General features: G+C 70.4%; 14 protein-coding genes. 2 read left to right on the top strand and 12 right to left on the bottom strand.

All coding sequences use genetic code 11. The features are described from left to right. Complete coding sequence (gene leuA / locus HW566_RS00980; RefSeq protein ID WP_178009615.1) at window positions 1-1,761, bottom strand: 2-isopropylmalate synthase; 1,761 nt, start codon at window positions 1,759-1,761, stop codon at window positions 1-3. A gap of 204 nt (window positions 1,762-1,965) precedes the next feature. Here leuA and HW566_RS00975 point away from each other — a divergent pair, with 204 nt between their 5' ends. After that, entirely contained in the window at window positions 1,966-2,568 is a 603-nt protein-coding gene (locus HW566_RS00975; protein ID WP_178009613.1) for a hypothetical protein, read from the top strand. Here the strand turns inward: HW566_RS00975 and era are convergent. From era to lepA, 11 genes are all read right to left on the bottom strand, one after another. After that, complete coding sequence (gene era, locus HW566_RS00970; protein WP_178009611.1) at window positions 2,565-3,464, bottom strand: GTPase Era; 900 nt, start codon at window positions 3,462-3,464, stop codon at window positions 2,565-2,567. The two genes, HW566_RS00975 and era, sit on opposite strands and share 4 nt — an antisense overlap. Beyond that, window positions 3,461-4,786 carry a hemolysin family protein gene (locus tag HW566_RS00965; protein WP_178009609.1) on the bottom strand — a complete coding sequence of 442 codons (1,326 nt, stop codon included), beginning with the start codon at window positions 4,784-4,786 and terminating at the stop codon, window positions 3,461-3,463. Before HW566_RS00965 ends, era begins: the two co-directional genes overlap by 4 nt. Then, window positions 4,783-5,247, bottom strand: a complete 465-nt coding sequence (gene ybeY / locus HW566_RS00960; protein ID WP_178009607.1) for an rRNA maturation RNase YbeY — start codon at window positions 5,245-5,247, stop codon at window positions 4,783-4,785. The genes HW566_RS00965 and ybeY overlap by 4 nt, the downstream gene beginning before the upstream one ends. After that, window positions 5,244-6,287 carry a PhoH family protein gene (locus tag HW566_RS00955; RefSeq protein WP_178014561.1) on the bottom strand — a complete coding sequence of 348 codons (1,044 nt, stop codon included), beginning with the start codon at window positions 6,285-6,287 and terminating at the stop codon, window positions 5,244-5,246. The genes ybeY and HW566_RS00955 overlap by 4 nt, the downstream gene beginning before the upstream one ends. Window positions 6,288-6,333: 46 nt before the next feature. Continuing rightward, complete coding sequence (locus HW566_RS00950; protein WP_178009605.1) at window positions 6,334-6,681, bottom strand: histidine triad nucleotide-binding protein; 348 nt, start codon at window positions 6,679-6,681, stop codon at window positions 6,334-6,336. A 46-nt stretch (window positions 6,682-6,727) separates the two neighbouring features. Then, complete coding sequence (locus HW566_RS00945) at window positions 6,728-7,456, bottom strand: 16S rRNA (uracil(1498)-N(3))-methyltransferase (RefSeq protein ID WP_178009603.1); 729 nt, start codon at window positions 7,454-7,456, stop codon at window positions 6,728-6,730. Between the two features lie 4 nt (window positions 7,457-7,460). Continuing rightward, the gene (gene dnaJ, locus HW566_RS00940; RefSeq protein ID WP_178009601.1) at window positions 7,461-8,582 is read right to left on the bottom strand and encodes a molecular chaperone DnaJ; all 1,122 of its coding nucleotides are present in this window, start codon (window positions 8,580-8,582) and stop codon (window positions 7,461-7,463) included. Window positions 8,583-8,621: 39 nt separating this feature from the next. Beyond that, the gene (hrcA, locus tag HW566_RS00935) at window positions 8,622-9,659 is read right to left on the bottom strand and encodes a heat-inducible transcriptional repressor HrcA (protein ID WP_178009600.1); all 1,038 of its coding nucleotides are present in this window, start codon (window positions 9,657-9,659) and stop codon (window positions 8,622-8,624) included. 75 nt (window positions 9,660-9,734) lie between these two features. Then, entirely contained in the window at window positions 9,735-10,952 is a 1,218-nt protein-coding gene (gene hemW, locus HW566_RS00930; RefSeq protein ID WP_178009598.1) for a radical SAM family heme chaperone HemW, read from the bottom strand. After that, window positions 10,952-11,611, bottom strand: a complete 660-nt coding sequence (locus HW566_RS00925) for a DUF1990 family protein (RefSeq protein WP_178009596.1) — start codon at window positions 11,609-11,611, stop codon at window positions 10,952-10,954. The genes hemW and HW566_RS00925 overlap by 1 nt, the downstream gene beginning before the upstream one ends. A gap of 26 nt (window positions 11,612-11,637) precedes the next feature. Continuing rightward, complete coding sequence (gene lepA, locus HW566_RS00920) at window positions 11,638-13,488, bottom strand: translation elongation factor 4 (RefSeq protein ID WP_178009594.1); 1,851 nt, start codon at window positions 13,486-13,488, stop codon at window positions 11,638-11,640. Window positions 13,489-13,691: 203 nt separating this feature from the next. Between lepA and HW566_RS00915 the strand changes: the two genes are divergently transcribed. Beyond that, the gene (locus HW566_RS00915) at window positions 13,692-18,404 is read left to right on the top strand and encodes an ExeM/NucH family extracellular endonuclease (protein WP_306171782.1); all 4,713 of its coding nucleotides are present in this window, start codon (window positions 13,692-13,694) and stop codon (window positions 18,402-18,404) included. Window positions 18,405-18,435 lie beyond the last annotated feature (31 nt).

The raw sequence follows: 18,435 nt of genomic DNA, 5'->3' as shown, positions 1-18,435 counted from the left end.
TCACACGGCGGTGAGCTCGCCCGCGCGTTCGCGGGTGCGGATCGCCCGGTTCACGCACGAGACGACGGCCTTCAGGCTCGCTGTGGAGATGTCTCCGTCGATGCCCACACCCCACAGGCGCTGATCGTCCACCTGCAGCTCGACGTACGCGGCCGCCTGCGCGTCACCGCCGCTGCTCAGCGTGTGCTCGACGTAGTCGTAGAGCGCGATGTCGAATCCGCGCTCGCGGAGAACCGCCAGGAACGCCGCGATCGGACCGTTCCCCGTGCCCGACACATCGTCGCGCTCGTCGCCGTCGCGCAGCGTGACGTCGAGGCGGACATCACCCGACATGTCGCTCTGCGTGCGGGTTCCCAGCAGCTCGAAGCGGCCCCACTTGTCATCGGCCGCGGGGGCGGGAAGGTACTCGTCGACGAAGATCGACCAGATCTGATCGCTCGTGACCTCGCCGCCGACGGCGTCCGTCTTCTCCTGGACGACCCCGGAGAATTCGATCTGCAGCTTGCGGGGCAGATCCAACGCGTGATCGGTCTTGAGCAGGTATGCGACTCCGCCCTTGCCCGACTGCGAGTTGACGCGGATGACCGCCTCGTACGAGCGTCCGAGATCCTTGGGGTCGACGGGCAGGTAGGGCACCGCCCACTCGATGTCGTCCACCGACACGCCCTCGGCGGCGGCGCGCGCGGCCATGGCCTCGAAGCCCTTCTTGATGGCGTCCTGGTGCGATCCGCTGAACGCGGTGAACACGAGGTCACCGGCCCACGGGCTGCGCTCGGGCACCGGCAACTGGTTGCAGTACTCGACGGTGCGCTTGATGCCGTCGACGTCGCTGAAGTCGATCTCGGGATCGATCCCCTGAGTGAACAGGTTGATCCCCAGAGCGACGAGGTCGACGTTGCCGGTCCGTTCGCCGTTCCCGAACAGGCACCCCTCGATGCGGTCGGCACCGGCCATGTAGCCGAGCTCCGCGGCGGCGACGGCGGTGCCGCGGTCGTTGTGCGGGTGAAGCGACAGGATGACGTTCTCGCGGTGCGCGAGGTGCCTGCTCATCCACTCGATCGAGTCGGCGTAGACGTTGGGGGTCGCCATCTCGACCGTCGCAGGCAGGTTGATGATGACCTTGCGCTCGGGGGTCGGCTCGAACACCTCGATGACCTGGTTGCAGACGTCCACGGCGAACTCGAGCTCGGTGCCCGTGTAGCTCTCGGGCGAGTACTCGTAGTAGACGGCTGTCTCGGGGATCGTCTTCTCGTACTGCCGGCAGAGCCGGGCGCCGTCGAGCGCGATGTCGATGATGCCCTGGCGGTCGGTGCGGAAGACGACCTCGCGCTGGAGCACGCTCGTGGAGTTGTAGAGGTGCACGATGGCCTGCTTCGCGCCGGCGATCGCCTCGTAGGTGCGCTTGATGAGGTGCTCGCGCGCCTGGGTCAGCACCTGGATGGTGACGTCGTCGGGGATGAGGCCGTCGTCGATGAGCTGGCGGACGAAGTCGAAGTCGGTCTGGCTCGCACTCGGGAAGCCGACCTCGATCTCCTTGTAACCCATCTTCACGAGCAGCTCGAACATCACGCGCTTGCGCTCCGGGCTCATCGGGTCGATCAGCGCCTGATTGCCGTCCCGCAGATCGACGGCGCACCAGCGGGGCGCGGTCTCGATGCGGCGTGAGGGCCAGGTGCGGTCGGGAAGGTCGACCCGGATCTGCTCGTGGAACGGCCGGTACTTGTGCGTCGGCATCGCCGACGGCTTCTGGTTGTTCTCCATGGTGGTCTCGCTATTCCTCATCGGGGGTGGCGGGCCAACGCGAGCTCCGCGACGAGGGAGGCCCTAGAACGAGGACTCGTCGCGGCAGCTAAGAAGGAGAGGCCGGCCGAAGCGCATGCGCCCAGGCTACACCTGCGGGCAGTTCGAGTGTGCACGGGCGTGCCGACGGTGAGACGAAGCCGTCGTCGGCGACACTGACGGAGTATGAGAACTCCGCGCATCGTCATCGCCGCCTTCGTCGTCTCCGTCGTCGTCGCCGCTTCCGGTTGCGCGACCACCCCGGGCGCCGTCGGAGGCTCGCTCTCCCCCGCTCCGCCCGAGGGCGAGGTCGTGGCGCAGGGCACGGTGCTCGACGACGGCACGGGGACGCGGCTGTGCCTCGGCGGGGTGGCGGAGTCCGCCCCGCCCCAGTGCAGCGGCATCCCGCTCGCCGGGTGGGATTGGGACGGCACCACCGACGAGACGGAGATGTCGGGCGTGACGTGGGGCGCCTACGCCGTGCAGGGCACCTTCGACGGAGAGACGATGACGTCGACCCGGCCGCCGGTGTCGCTCGCCCTCTACGACCCGCTCCCCGTCGCCGATCCCACCGACGGCACGCCCGGAACCGCCGACGAGGCGACGCTGCGCGACGTGGAGCAGCGCGTGCGCGACACGCTCGGCGACACCGTGCTGGTGACGGGTGCGTACGACGGGCGCCTATGGGTCACCGTCGTCTGGGACGACGGCACGCTGCAGGCCGCTGCCGACGACGAGTTCGGAGCGGACGTCGTCGTCGTGCAGTCCGCGATCCGCGAGGTGGGCTAGAACCCCAGACGGCCCAGCTGCTTGGGGTCGCGCTGCCACTCCTTCGCGACGCGCACGCGCAGCGACAGGAAGACCCGGCTGCCCACGAGCGGCTCGATCTGCGCGCGAGCGCGCGCTCCGACGTCGGCGAGCCGCGATCCCTTGCGTCCGATGATGATGGCCTTCTGGCTGTCGCGCTCGACGACGATGTTGGCGAAGACATCGGTCAGGTCGGAGTCCTCGCGCGCCGCGACGTCCTCGACCGTGACGGCGATCGAGTGCGGCAGCTCGTCGCGGACGCCCTCGAGAGCGGCCTCGCGGATGATCTCCGCGATGCGGTCGGCGGTGGACTCGTCGGTCACGACGTCGTCGGGATACAGCGCCGGCCCCTCGGGCATGAGAGACAGGAGCTCGTCGGTGAGCACGTCGAGCTGCTCGTCGGTGACCGCGGACAAGGGGATGACGGCGGCCCAGTCCTCGCGGAGACTGTCGACCTCCATCAGCCGTTCCATGATCTCGTCGCGTCCGGCCAGGTCCGTCTTCGTCACGATCGCGACCTTCTTCGCTCGCGGGTACCCGTCGAGAGAGGCCGCGATGCGCCTGTCGCCCGGGCCCACCTTGTCGGTGGCGGGGACGAGGAAGCCGATGACGTCCACATCGCCGAGAACCTGCTCGACGAGATCGTTGAGGCGCTGGCCGAGCAGCGTCCGGGGCTTGTGGATGCCGGGGGTGTCGACGATCACCAGCTGACCGGCGGGTCGATTCAAGATGCCGCGGATGGCCCGTCGTGTCGTCTGGGGCTTGTCGCTCGTGATCGCGACCTTCTCACCGACCAGCGCGTTCGTCAGCGTGGACTTGCCGACGTTCGGTCGCCCCACGAACGTCGCGAATCCGGAACGTGTCGCTCCTGAGGTCATCGGTCCTCTCCTTTTCGTGCCAATCGGATCTCGCCTGTGCGCGGACGTGCGGAATCGTCGTCGACGACGACCGGGGCGCGTTCGACGAACACCGTCGCCAGGCCCCGTCCTCGGCCCCGAGACACACCGCCGGTGATCCTCAGGCCCCCGGCGTCCACGGTGGCGCCCGGCATCGGAACCCTCCCGAGACGTTTGCCGAGAAGGCCGCCGATCGAGTCGACGTCGTCGTCGTCGAGCTCGATGCCGAACAGTTCGCCCACCTCGTCCAGGCCCAGGCGCGCGCTGACGCGGAACCGCCCCGGCTCGATCTCGACGACCTCCGCCGCACCACGGTCGTACTCGTCGGCGATCTCGCCCACGAGCTCCTCGATGAGGTCCTCGAGGGTGATGAGGCCGGCCACGCCACCGTACTCGTCGACGACGAGACAGACGTGCACGGCATCGCGTTTCATCTGCTGCAGAAGGGTCTCGGCGCGCATCGACTCCGGAACGAAGACGGCGGGACGTGCCACCCGGCCGACCGGCACGTCGCGCCACCCCGCGGCGTCGCCGAACGAGAACTGGACGAGGTCCTTCAGGTACACGACGCCGACGATGTCGTCGCGGTCGTCGTCTGTGACGGGAACCCGCGATACCCCCCGCTCGAGGAACAGTGCGAGCGCCTCGTGCGTCGTGGCCGTCTGGGGCACCGTCACCATGTCGGTGCGCGGAACCATGACCGAGCGCACGAGGGTGTCGGTGAAGTCGAAGACCGAGTGGATGAGGTCGCGGTCGTCCGCTTCGATCAGGTCGCGCGAGGCGGCCTCGTCGACCATGCTGAGCAGCTGCTCCTCGGAGGCGAACGAGGTTCCGCGCGAGATCCCCGGCGTGACCCTGTTGCCGACGATCACGAGCAGGTGCGCCAACGGACCCAGGACGATGCGCGCGCCGCGGACGATCGGCGCGCACGCGATCAGAAGGCCACGCGCGTGCTGGCGTCCGACGGATCGCGGGCTCGCGCCGACGAGCACGAACGACACCGCCGTCATCAGCAGCGCCGCTGCCAGGATCGCCCACCACAGGTTCTCGAGCGCGATCGTGAAGGCGGCGGTGACGACGACGGCCGCCGTGGACTCGGCGAGGATGCGGATGAACACCACCGCGTTGCCGTGAGCCGTCGTGTCGTCGGCGATGCGGCGCAGGGCCGGTCCGTTTCGGCCCAACTCGGCCCAGTCGGCCAGGTCCGCCCGCGACGTGACGCCGAGGGCGGCGTCGAGGGCGGCCATGAGCCCCCCGAGCGCGACGAGGATGACCGCGCCGAGGACGAGGAGGATCTCGGTCACGCTCTGCGGCGCTCGCTGGCGTGGAAGGCGGTGATCAGCTCGCGCTGCAGACCGAACATCTCGCGCTCGTCCTCCGGCTCGGCGTGGTCGAAGCCGAGCAGGTGCAGCAGCCCGTGCGTCGTGAGCAGGATGAGCTCGTCGAGGGTCGTGTGGCGGGCCGCCTGAGCCTGGGCCTCCGCCACCTGCGGGCACAGCACGATGTCGCCGAGCAGCCCCGGCGGCGTCGGCGACTCCTCGGTCCCCGGACGCAGCTCGTCCATGGGGAAGCTGAGGACGTCGGTCGGCCCGGGCTCGTCCATCCACTGCACGTGCAGCGACTCCATCGCGCCCTCGTCGACGAGGAGGATCGCCAGGTCGGCGTCCGGGCTGACGTTCAGCTGCGCGAGGTTGTGCTCGGTCAGGCGGAGAAGCACGGTCTCGTCGACCGAGACGCCGGATTCGTTGGTGATCTCGATCGTCATGATGAGCGTCCTCGTTTCGGGAGTCGGTCGCGGGGCCCGGACGGCCGGGACGACGAGCGTCCCTCTGCGCGGCTCGCGAATTCGCTCGCCTCATCGCGCTCCCGGCGCGCGAGCAGTCGCTGCTCGTCGTACTCGCTGTAGGCGTCGACGATGCGGCCGACCAGGGTGTGGCGCACGACGTCCTCGCTCGTGAGCGTCGCGAAGTGGATGTCGTCGACGTTCTTCAGCACGCGCGTCACGGTCCGAAGCCCCGACGTGCCCTGGGGCAGGTCGACCTGGGTGATGTCGCCCGTGACGACCATGCGCGTGCCGAAGCCCAGGCGGGTGAGGAACATCTTCATCTGCTCGGGCGTGGTGTTCTGCGCCTCGTCGAGGACGACGAACGAGTCGTTCAGCGTGCGACCGCGCATGTACGCCAGCGGGGCGACCTCGATCGTGCCGGTGGCCATGAGCTTGGGCACCAGCTCGGGGTCGAGCATCTCGTTGAGGGCGTCGTAGAGCGGTCGGAGGTAGGGGTCGATCTTGTCGGTCAGGGTTCCGGGCAGGAACCCCAGCCGCTCCCCCGCCTCGACGGCGGGGCGGGTCAGGATGATGCGGTTGACCTCTTTGCGCTGCAGCGCCTGCACCGCCTTCGCCATGGCGAGATAGGTCTTGCCCGTTCCCGCCGGGCCGATGCCGAAGACGATGGTGTTCTCGTCGATCGCGTCGACGTACGCCTTCTGCCCCAGGGTCTTCGGACGGATGACCTTGCCCCGCGACGACAGGATCGCCTCGCCCAGGACTTCGGAGGGGCGCGGCCCCTCGTCGCCTGCCGTGCGGCGCTGCAGGATGCGGTTCGACGTCGAGACGTCGCTCGGGTCGAGTCCCTGGCCGGCGCGAGCCATGGCGATCAGCTCGTCGACGAGCGAGGTGGCGGCAGCCACGTCGTGCTCGCTGCCGGTCAGCGTGATCTCGTTGCCTCGGACCAGGACGTCCACGTCGGGGTGCTCGCGCTCGACGACCCGGAGCAGGCGGTCCTGGGGGCCCAGGAGCTGGACCATGGCGATGCCGTCGGCGAGGATCTTCGCGACGGCGGGTTCGGGAGCGTCAGCCACCGAGGCTCCCTTCGGAGAGGTCACCGGCGAGGACGTGGGCGTGGACGTGGAAGACCGTCTGCCCCGCACCGGCACCGGTGTTGAAGATCAATCGGAAGTCACCCGCGGCGTGCTCGTCGGCGACCGTGCGGGCGAGGCCGACGAGCTCGCTCAGCAGAGCGGGGTCACCCGCTGCGAGCTCGACGACGTTGCGGTACTGCTCGGATTTGGGAATCACGAGCAGGTGGACCGGAGCCTGCGGGGCGATGTCGCGGATGGCGAACACGTTCTCGGTCTCGGCGACGATCTCGGAGGGGATCTCACCGCGGAGGATGCGCGTGAAGACGGACGGTTCGCTCATGATCTCAGTCTATCGGCGGGGTGTGCGATCGGACCGGAGCCGGCGCTCACCAGCGTCCGAGAGCCACGTTGACCACACCGAGCGCGGCGGGCCCGGCGGTGGAGGTGCGCAGGACGGTGCCGCCCAGGCGGACGAGGGTGGCACCGGCGCCCCGCAGCGCCTCGAGCTCCTCCGGCGCGATCCCGCCCTCGGGACCGACGACCAGGTCGACGTCGCCGTCGCCCAGGTCGACGCGGCTGAGCGGCTGCGTCGCCGACGGCTCGAGCACCAGCATCCGCCTCCCCGTCGCCCGCGTGACCAGATCGGCCGTCGATGCCGGCGCGGCGACGTCGGGCAACCATGGCCGGTGTGCCTGCTTCGCGGCCTCGCGAGCGATGGTCGACCAGCGTTGCATGCCACGCTCGATCTTGGGTCCGCTCCAGCGCGAAACGCTGCGCGCCGCCTGCCACGGGACGATCTCGTCCACCCCGAGCTCGGTGCACGCCTGCACTGCCAGCTCGTCGCGGTCGCCCTTGGCGAGAGCCTGCACGAGGGCGACGCGGCGCTCGGGCGCCGGGAGGTCCCGACGCCCGGTGACGTCGATGCGCACGAGTCTCGGGTCGGCCGACACGACGGTCCCGCTCAGCCAGGTGCCGGCACCGTCGCCGACCGTCACCGCTTCGCCGGGCCGCACCCGCCGCACGCCCGCAGCGTGGTGAGCCTCGGCGCCGGTGAGTTCGACGCTCTCGCCCGGCTGGGCGTCCAGCGGCGCGTCGACGACGAAGTGCAGCGCCATGGGATCAGCTGTTCCGGAACCGGTCGCGCAGTTTCGCGAACATCCCCTGGTGGAACTCCGCCAGGTGCGGGGCCGGTGCCTTCGTGCGGCGCTTCAGCTCCTCGATCAGCGCGCGTTCCTTCGCGTCCAGGCGAGTCGGCGTCACGACGTGGACGCCGACTCGGAGGTCGCCGCGGTTCGTTCCGCGCAGGGGCGTGATCCCGCGGGCCTTGATCGTCAGCACGTCACCCGACTGCACGCCGGGCCGCAGCTCGAGGTCGACCGGGCCGTCGAGCGACTCGATCGTGGTGGTGGCGCCCAGCACCGCGTCGGGCATCGACACCTCGAGCGTGGCGAGAAGATCGTCGCCCTCGCGGCTGAACACGTCGTGGGCGGCCACGGTCACCTCCAGGTAGAGGTCCCCATTGGGTCCGCCCGCCGGACCGACCTCGCCGGACCCCGGCAGTTGCAGCCGCAGCCCCGTCTCGACACCGGCGGGGATGTCGAGCGAGACAGTGCGGCGAGCACGCACCCGTCCCTGTCCCTGGCACGTCGTGCACGGGTAGGGGATGGTCGTCCCGTAGCCCTGGCACACGTTGCAGGGCTGCGAGGTCACGACGTTGCCGAGCAGGCTGCGGACCGTGCGCTGGACGTTGCCGGCGCCGTGGCAGACATCGCAGGTGACCGGCTGGGTGCCGGGCTGGCAGCACGAGCCCTGGCAGGTCTCGCACAGCACCGCGGTGTCGACCTCGATGTCGCGGTGCACACCGAAGACGACGTCGCCGAGCTCGAGCGTCACGCGGACGAGGGCGTCCTGTCCGCGCTCCCGGCGCGATCGCGGCCCGCCGGCGCGGCCGCCGCCGGCACCACCGCCGCCGAAGAATGTCTCGAAGATGTCGCTGAACCCGCCGAAGCCCGCGGCTCCCCCGAAACCGCCGGGACCATCGCCGCCCATGTCGTAGCGCTGGCGCTGCTCGGGGTCGCTGAGCACGTCGTAGGCGTGCGTCACCAGCTTGAAGCGCTCGGACGCGTCCGCGCCGGGATTCACGTCGGGGTGCAGCTCTCGTGCGAGGCGTCGATACGCCTTCTTGATCTCGTCGGGCGACGCGTCGCGCGCGACGCCCAGGACCTCGTAGTGGTCAGCCACGGATCGCCTTTCCGCCCGGAGGGGCGTGGGTGGGTGGGGTCAGCGGGAGCTCTCGTCGTCCTCGAGCAGCCGGCTGAGATAGTGGGCGACGGCGCGGACCGTCGCGAGGTTGGTCGGGTAGTCCATCCGGGTCGGCCCCATGAGCCCGACCCGCGCATGGGAGCCGGGGACGTCGTAGTCGCTCGTCACGACGGATGCCTCCGAGAGCCCGAAGGCCTCGTTCTCACGGCCGATGCGGGTCGCCACTCCCCGCTCGTCGGTGACCATCTCGCCCATGAGGCGCAGGAGGGTCACCTGCTCCTCGATCGCCTCGAGCAGCGGGTAGATGCTGCCGCGGAAGTCGGCCTCCCGCCGAGCGAGCGTGGCGGTGCCGGCCATCACCAGACGGTCCTGCCGGAAGGTCTCGAGTTCCTCGACCAGGATCCGGGCGATCTCGCGCACAGCCTCCCCGATCGCGTCGCGCGATGACACGTCGCCGGCGAGGGCGGAGACGGCCTGCGACGCGTCGCGAATCGAGCTCCCCGTCACCGCGGCGCGCAGGGTCGCCTTCGCGACAGCGAACTGGGCCTCGTCGAGGACTGTGCGCACGACCCCGACGCGCTGCGAGACGCGCCCGGTGTCGGTCACCACGATCACCACGAGGCGCCCGCCGCCGAGATCGACCAGCTCGAGATGAGACACCTGCGCCCGCGCGAACGACGGGTACTGCACCATGGCCACCTGCCCCGTGAGCTGGGTGAGAGCACGGACAGTGCGCACGAGGAGGTCGTCGAGGTCGCTCGGGCCGTCGAGGAAGGTCGCGATGGCGGAGCGCTGAGCAGAGCTGAGCGGACGCAGCCCCGCGAGGTGGTCGACGAACACCCGGTATCCCTTGTCCGTCGGGACGCGTCCCGACGACGTGTGCGGCGCGGCGATGAGGTCTTCGTCCTCGAGCAGCGCCATGTCGTTGCGGATCGTCGCCGCCGACACTCCGAAGGCATGGCGTTCCACGATCGACTTGCTGCCGACGGGCTCACGGGTGTCGACATAGTCCTGCACGATCGCCCGCAGCACCTGCAGTCCGCGTTCCGAAACCATGTCACCTCCTCGCTGGCACTCGCTGTACGGGAGTGCCAATTCTACCGCGCCGCGAGCGAGGATCGCCGCCGGGACTCACTCGGTGAGCGTTCGCACGACGGCGTCGGCCATCAGCCGCCCCCGGAGGGTCAGCACGATGCGGCCGCGGACCGCGGCGGCCCCGTCGATCAGTCCGTCGGCGATGAGACCGGCCACACCGCGCCGGGCATCGTCATCGAGCTCCGCGATCGGGAGGCCCTCGGCGATCCGCGTGCGCAGGAGCACCGACTCGAGGCGACGCGCCTCGGCGTCCGGCCGTTCCCGCCCGGCTCCGGGCGACACGCCCCCGGAGAGCCGCTGCGCGTAGGCGGCGGGATGCTTGACGTTCCACCAGCGCAGCCCGCCGACGTGGCTGTGCGCGCCCGGCCCGTAGCCCCACCAGTCGGTGCCGCGCCAGTAGGCCAGGTTGTGACGCGAACGCTGCTCGGGAGTCGTGGACCAGTTGGACACCTCGTACCACCGGTAACCGGCCGCGGCCAGCAGGTCGTCGGCGAGCTCGTACATGTCGGCCTGCAGATCGTCGTCGGGGGCGAGCACCTCGCCGCGGCGGATCTGCCGCTCGAGCTTGGTGCCCTCCTCGATGATGAGCGCGTAAGCCGAAACGTGGTCGGGGCCGAGGGCGACCGCCGTCTCGAGCGAGCGACGCCAGTCGTCGAGACTCTCGCCGGGAGCTCCGTAGATGAGATCGAGCGAGACATCGAGGCGGGCCGCTCGGGCCGCGGCGACCGCCGTCGCGACGTTCGCCGGATCGTGGGTGCGATCGAGCGCAGCGAGCACGTGCGGCACTGCCGACTGCATCCCGATCGACAGGCGGGTGACTCCGGCATCGGCCAGCTCGCGGGCGACCTCGTCGGTCAGCGTGTCGGGGTTCGCCTCGACCGTGACCTCGGCGCCGCGCGCGATCCCGAAGGTGTCGCGAACGCCCGCCAGCATGCGGGCGAGGTCGCCCGGAGGCAGGAGGGTCGGCGTGCCGCCGCCGAAGAACACCGTCTCGGCGGGGCGCCGCGGGCCCCGCTCGTCGAGGACACGCGCCGAGAGCGCGATCTCTCGCAGGACCTCGTCGGCGTACGCATCCTGGCGCGCTCCGCGCAGCTCGGTGGCGGTGTACGTGTTGAAGTCGCAGTAGCCGCATCGGACGCGGCAGAAGGGCACGTGCAGGTACACCCCGAACGCGCCGTCGGCCGCGATGGCGAGGTCGTCCGGGAGCGATCCGTCGGCCGGCACCGGATCACCGAGAGGCAGCGCTGCGCCCATCAGGCCCCGGGCGTCGTGTACAGCGGCGAGATCGCCCGGAGATAGCCCTGGAACAGCATCCGTCGTCGGCGGCGCACGAGCGCCGGAAGCATGCGATACGTCAGGGCCGTCGGCCGGTCGAACGCGCGCACCACGAACCACACCTCGTCGCTGTCGCGCCATTCGAGCAGGAACGACTCCTCGCCGCTGACGACCGAGCCGCCGACCGTGCCGAGCGCGAAGGCGACCCGACGCGGCTCCTCGTCGACGAAGATCACGCGCAGCTCGGCGTCCGCGCTGAGGCCCGAGACGCGCCCGTGCACGCGAAGGGTCGTGCCCGCGCCGACGTACGGGGTGCCGTCCGAGTCGAACCGCTGCTCGTGCTCCATGCTGCTCGGCGCCACCGCATTGCCCTCTTCGTCGAACGCGACGCCGGTGTACATGGGGCCCGATGCGGGCCGCACGTCGCTCACGCGCAGGCCGGCACCGCGCAGGGCCGACCATGACATCAGGAGGTCGGCGGCCGTGTCGAAGCGCGACTGACCGCTGCCGATGCGCCAGGCGCTCTCGGCGGGGAGGCTGCGCTCGGGCGGATACGCCATCAGGTCGTGCGCGCGCGTCGCACCGACCGCCGCGTAGTCGACGGTCTCGTCTCGGAAGGTCCCGCGTCGCTGATGCATCGGTCTCCTCGTGGATCCGGTTGGGGCTACTTCTTGTCCTTGCCCTCGACGTCGCCCGAGAGCGCCGCGATGAAGGCCTCTTGCGGCACTTCGACGCGCCCGACCATCTTCATGCGCTTCTTGCCCTCCTTCTGCTTCTCGAGGAGCTTGCGCTTGCGGGTGATGTCACCGCCGTAGCACTTCGCGAGCACGTCCTTGCGGATCGCGCGGATGTTCTCGCGCGCGATGATGCGAGCGCCGATGGCGGCCTGGATCGGCACCTCGAACTGCTGTCGCGGGATCAGCTTGCGCAGCCGCTCGGTCATCATGGTGCCGTAGGCATAGGCCTTCTCACGGTGCACGATCGAGCTGAACGCGTCGACCTTCTCACCCTGGAGCAGGATGTCGACCTTGACCAGGTCGGCCGTCTGCGAACCGGCCGGCTCGTAATCGAGGCTCGCGTAGCCCTGGGTGCGCGACTTGAGGTGATCGAAGAAGTCGAACACGATCTCGCCCAGCGGCATGTTGTAGCGCAGCTCGACACGGTCCTCGCTCAGGTAGTCCATGCCCAGCAAAGTGCCGCGGCGCGTCTGGCAGAGCTCCATGACCGTGCCGACGTAGTCCTTCGGCGCGAGGATGCCGACCTTCACGACCGGCTCCGACACCTCGGCCACGCGGCCGTCCGGGTATTCGCTCGGGTTGGTCACGACCACCGTCTCGCCGGTGTCGGTCGCGACCTCATAGGTGACCGACGGAGCGGTGGTAATGAGGTCCAGGCCGAATTCGCGCGAGAGACGCTCGGTGATGATCTCGAGGTGGAGGAGCCCGAGGAACCCGCACCGGAACCCGAAGCCGAGCGCCACGGAGGTCTCGGGCTCGTACTGGAGCGACGCGTCGGAGAGCTTGAGCTTGTCGAGCGCCTCGCGCAGGTCGCCGTAGTCGCTGCCGTCGATCGGATAGATGCCGGAGAAGACCATGGGCTTGGGGTCGGTGTACCCGGGCAGCGCCTGCGTGGCGGGCTTGCGGTGGGTGGTGATCGTGTCGCCGACCTTGGACTGGCGGACGTCCTTCACGCCCGTGATCAGATAGCCGACCTCGCCGACGCCGAGCCCCTTGCCGGGGATCGGCTCGGGGTTGGACACGCCGATCTCGAGCAGCTCGTGGGTGGCGCGCGTCGACATCATCTGGATCCGCTCGCGCGGCTCGAGCTTTCCGTCGACCATCCGCACGTAGGTGACGACGCCGCGGTAGGCGTCGTAGACCGAGTCGAAGATCATCGCGCGCGCTGGAGCGTCCGGGTCGCCGACCGGTGCCGGGATGCGGTCGACGATGCGGTCGAGCAGCTCCTCGACCCCCATGCCGGTCTTGCCGCTCACCCGCAGCACGTCCGCGGGATCGCCTCCGATCAGATTGGCGAGCTCCGCGGCGTACTTCTCGGGGTCGGCCGCCGGCAGGTCGATCTTGTTGAGCACCGGGATGATCTGCAGGTCGTTCTCGAGGGCGAGGTACAGGTTCGCGAGCGTCTGGGCCTCAATGCCCTGAGCCGCGTCGACGAGCAGAATCGCGCCCTCGCACGCGGCGAGCGACCGGCTGACCTCGTAGGTGAAGTCGACGTGGCCGGGCGTGTCGATCATGTTGAGCGCGAAGGTGCCGGCGTCCTTCGACCACGGCATCCGCACGGCCTGGCTCTTGATCGTGATGCCGCGCTCGCGCTCGATGTCCATCCGGTCGAGGTACTGCGCGCGCATGTCGCGGTCGGCGACGACGCCGGTGATCTGCAGCATCCGATCGGCCAGCGTCGACTTGCCGTGGTCGATGTGGGCGATGATGCAGAAGTTGCGGATGAGCTCGGGCGGCGTGGCGGCAGGCGCGAGCGGCTGGGAGGCGCGCGGAGACATGTCCTGGGCAGTCTACCCGGGGCCTCGCCCGGCCACGCGCCGCAGCGGCGTCGGGTCGCATCGCGCTCCCGCCCGCGGGTAGACGGGATGAGGAAGATTTAACACATTCGTTGCTTGCTCCCAGGCGATCCTCAGCCGAAGCTCGAAGCACGGCCGGTCCCCGCGCGACATCCCCCTCGTGCCCGCGCCGCTGGGAGATCTCCGTGACCTCGTCAGTTCACGTTCGCGCGCGCTCGCGCACTCTGACCGCCGCGATCGCCGCGGCCACCGTCGCCTCGGCGATCGGATTCCCGATCAGCGCGGCGGCGGCCGTGGATCCGGCCGCCGACCTCGTCATCTCGGAGGTCTACGGCGGCGGCGGCAACAACGGCGCACCGTTCAACCGCGACTTCGTCGAGATCGCCAACGTCGGGGACGCCGCCGTCGACCTGTCGCAGTACAGCGTGCAGTACGCCTCCGCGACCGGAGCATCGTGGCAGGTGACCCCGCTCGCCGGCGCCGTCGTCCCGGCAGGCGGCCAGGTGCTGGTCGGTCAGGCCACCGGGGCGAACACCTCGCTCCCTGGCTTCGACGCCGACGTCGAGGGCACGGTCGCCCTCAGCGGCTCGCAGGGCAAGGTCGCGCTGGTCTCGAGCCGCGACGCGCTGGCGGGCGCGACCGGCATCGCGAATCTCCCTCAGGTGGTCGACCTCGTCGGCTGGGGCGGCGCGACGCACTTCGCCGGTGCCGGCGCGGCCCCGGCCACGACCAACGCGACATCCGTCGCGCGTGACGACGCCCTCACCAACACCGCCGACAACGCCGCGGACTTCACCGCCGGTGCGCCGACGCCCCAGGGCCTCGGCGGCAGTGACCCCGACCCCGACCCGGAGCCGGAGCCGGACCCGATCGCGCTGACGATCGCGCAGATCCAGGGCGACGGTGACGCATCCCCGCACGTCGGCGCCACCGTCACGACCTCGGGCGTGGTCACCGCGCACTACCCGACGGGCGGACTCGACGGCTACGTGATCCAGACGCCCGGGACGGGCGGCGACACGACGGCCGGTCGCGCCGCATCCGACGCCGTCTTCGTCTACGCCCCCGGCGCCGTCGACGAGGTGGCCCTGGGCGACACCGTCGAGCTGACGGGTGTCGTGTCGGAGTTCAACGGACTGACCGAGATCACCGTGGCCACCGGAGCAGCGGCCGTCATCGCCGCCGCCGAGCAGCCCGTCCCGGTGCGCCTGGCGTGGCCGGCCGACGCCGCCGGCCGCGAGGTGCTCGAGTCGATGCTCATCGAGCCGCAGGGGGCGTTCACCGTCACCAACACCTACTCGACCAACCAGTACGGCGAGGTCGGTCTCGCGTTCGGCGACGCGCCGCTGCGCCAGCCGACGGACGCCGCACGCCCGGGTTCCCCGGAGGCCGCGGCGATCGCGGCGGACAATGCCGCGCGTGCGGTCACGCTCGACGACGGCACGAGCGTCAATTTCCTCTCGAGCGACAATCGCGCCCTCACTCCCCCGTACGTGTCGCTCCGCGAGCCGGTGGTTGTCGGAGCCGGCGCCACCTTCACGGCGCCGCACATCGTCGACTTCCGCAACGACACCTGGAAGCTCAATCCCACGGTGCCCCTCGTCGGCGACGGCGCGGGTGAGGATCAGGTCGTCTTCGAGCAGGTGCGCACGGCAGCTCCGGAGGCGGTCGGCGGCGACATCACGATTGCCTCGTTCAACGTGCTCAACTACTTCACGACCCTCGGCACCGACGACGCCGCGTGCGTCGCGTACACCGATCGCTTCGGCGACGGGGTCACGGTGCGCGACGGCTGCGATCAGCGCGGCGCCTGGGATGCCGGCGACTTCGAGCGCCAGGAGCGCAAGCTGGTGGCCGCGATCACCGAGCTGGATGCCTCGGTGGTCGGCCTCATGGAGATCGAGAACTCCGCTGCTCTCGGCGAGGCCCCCGACGAGGCGACGTCATCCCTCGTCGACGCGTTGAACACCGCCGCCGGGGAGGACCGCTGGGCGTTCGTGCCCTCGTCGGCCGATCTGCCGCCGGCATCCGAGCAGGACGTCATCACGAACGCGATCATCTATCAGCCCGCTCTCGTCACCCCGGACGGTGCGGCGCGGGCGCTGGGCGATCAGAGCGACGACGGCGGGGCGTTCGGCAACGCCCGTGAGCCCATCGGGCAGGTCTTCGCACCCGTCGGCGGCGGGGCCGATCTGCTCTTCGTCGTGAACCACTTCAAGTCCAAGGGATCGGCCGGTCCGTGGCCGGGGGACGCCGACACCGGCGACGGCCAGGGCGCGTCGGTCGAGTCGCGGGTCCGCCAGGCGACGGCACTGCGCGACTGGGTGTCGGAGGTGCAGTCCGAAACAGACGTGGACTCCGTCGCGCTGGTCGGCGACTTCAACTCGTACGGCCAGGAGGATCCGCTTCAGGTCCTGTACGAGGCGGGCTTCAGCTCGGCGGAACAGGCCTTCGACGTCGCCGGGAGCTCGTACAGCTTCTCGGGCCTGTCGGGCTCGCTGGACCACGTCCTGCTCAACGACGCCGCGCTCGGCCGCGCGACCGGCGCCGACATCTGGAACATCAACTCCGGTGAGTCGGTCGCACTCGAGTACAGCCGGTACGCCAACCACGGGACGCTGTTCGACGCACCCGATGCGTACCGCTCGAGCGACCACGACCCCGTCATCGTGGGGATCGACGCGGAGGCCGCGCCCGTCTCGCTGACCCTGCTGGGGATCAATGACTTCCACGGGCGCATCGACAACAACACCGTCGCCTTCGCCGGCACGGTCGAGCAGCTTCGCGAGGCCGCCGACGGGCCGGTGCTGTTCCTGTCGGCCGGCGACAACATCGGGGCCTCGCTGTTCGCCTCTTCCGTGGCGCAGGATCAGCCGACGATCGATGTGCTCAACGCCCTCGAGCTGCAGGCGAGCGCCGTGGGCAACCACGAGTTCGATCGCGGGTTCGCCGATCTGTCCGGGCGCGTCGCCGAGGCATCCGACTACCCGCAGCTCGGCGCCAACGTGTACGAGGCCGGCACGCGGACGCCCGCTCTGCCCGAGTACGCGATCGTCGATGCCGACGGGCTGTCGGTCGGCATCATCGGCGCGGTGACGGAAGAGACGCCGTCGCTGGTCAGTCCGGCCGGCATCGAGGCTGTCGAGTTCGGCGACCCCGTCGAGGCGGTCAACCGCGTCGCGGCGCAGCTGAGCGACGGCGATGAGGCGAACGGCGAAGCCGACGTGCTCGTCGCGCTCTACCACGAGGGTGCCGGGGCCGGCACGGCGGACGGCGCCGACCTCGAGCAGGAACTCGCCGCCGGCGGCGCGTTCGCAGCACTCGTGAACGACACCGCAGCGGAGGTCGACGCGATCTTCACCGGTCACACGCACAAGGACTACGCATGGTCGGCCGCTATTCCCGGCACCGATCGCACCCGCCCCGTCGTCCAGACCGGGTCCTACGGGGCGAACATCGGGCAGATCCTGCTCGAGATCGACCCGGACACGCACACGGTCAGCGCGCACGCCGAGCAGCTCGTGCCTCGGACCACCGCCGACGCGGCATCCCTGGTGGCGACCTACCCCCGCGTCGCCGAGGTGGACGGCATCGTGCGGGCCGCGCTCGCAAACGCGGCCGAGATCGGCAACACCGCCGTCGGCGAGGTGGCGGGTGACATCACGACCGCGTATGCCGGCGGCTCCTTCGTCGACGGCGTCTGGAGCGGCGGCAGCCGCGACGACCGCGCGTCGGAGTCGGCCCTCGGCAACACCGTGGCCACGATGCTGCGTGACAGCCTGGCCGACCTGCCCGACGGTGCGGTCATCGGCGTCACCAACCCGGGCGGCCTCCGTGCCGACCTGTGGGACACCCAGGCGGAGTTCGGCGCGACGGCCGTGCCCGGTCTCGCCGACGGCACCGTCTCGTTCTCGCAGGCGAACGCCGTGCTGCCGTTCAACAACACGCTCGCGCTCGTGACGCTGACCGGCGAACAGTTCACCACGATGCTCGAGCAGCAGTGGCAGCGCGCAGCCGACGGCACGGTGCCGCAGCGACCGTACCTGCAGCTGGGACTGTCGGACAACGTGCAGTACACCTACGACCCGGCGCTCCCCGAGGGCGAGAGGATCACATCGGTCACGGTAGACGGCGCTCCCATCGATCCCGCCGGCGAGTACCGGATCGGCACCTTCTCGTTCCTTGCGGCCGGCGGCGACAACTTCCGCGTCTTCGCCGAGGGCACCGACTACGTCGACACCGGCCTGCTCGACTACGAGGCCTGGGTCGATTACATCGCCGACAATCCGCCGCTCGAGCCCGACTTCGCGAAGCAGGCCGTGCAGGTTTCGGGGGTTCCCGACACGGCGACGGCCGGCGCGCCGGTGTCGTTCTCGGTCGCCGGGCTGAACATGACGAGCCGCGGCGCCCCGGAGAACACCTCCCTCGAGGTGCGCTGGGGCGACACGCTCCTGACGACCGTGCCGGTATCGGGGGGCACCGCGGCCGTCGAGGCCACGATCCCCGCCGAGGTGCCGGCCGGCCCGGCGACGCTCACGCTGACCGCCCCGGCGACCGGGACCACCGTGACCGTCGCCGTCGACGTCGAGCAGGCCGTCGACCCGGTGGCGAGCCGGACGCTGCTGCTCCCCGTCCTGCCGGTGCACCTGAACGGCATCCTGCCCACGACGCTGCTCGCGCTGGTCTCGCTCGAAGAGGGACGGGCCGAGGGCGTGGTGGAGTTCCGGGAGGGCGACCGTCTGATCGCGACGGTCCCGGTACGCTCCGGCGCCGCCGCGTACACCCTCGGCCGGCTCAGCCGTGGCACGCACGCCTTCACCGCGACGTTCGTGCCCAGCGACGCCGACGCGGTCGAGGGATCGGTGAGCGGGTCGGTGCGGGTTCGGTCCCTGCTCTGATCACCCCTCGTCCTGCGGCCGCATGCTTAGA

Source organism: Microbacterium oleivorans (assembly GCF_013389665.1).
GTDB classification, from domain to species: domain Bacteria; phylum Actinomycetota; class Actinomycetes; order Actinomycetales; family Microbacteriaceae; genus Microbacterium; species Microbacterium oleivorans_C.
Note: the sequence above shows the minus strand (reverse complement) of the source record. Positions and strands in the feature narration are given on the sequence as shown.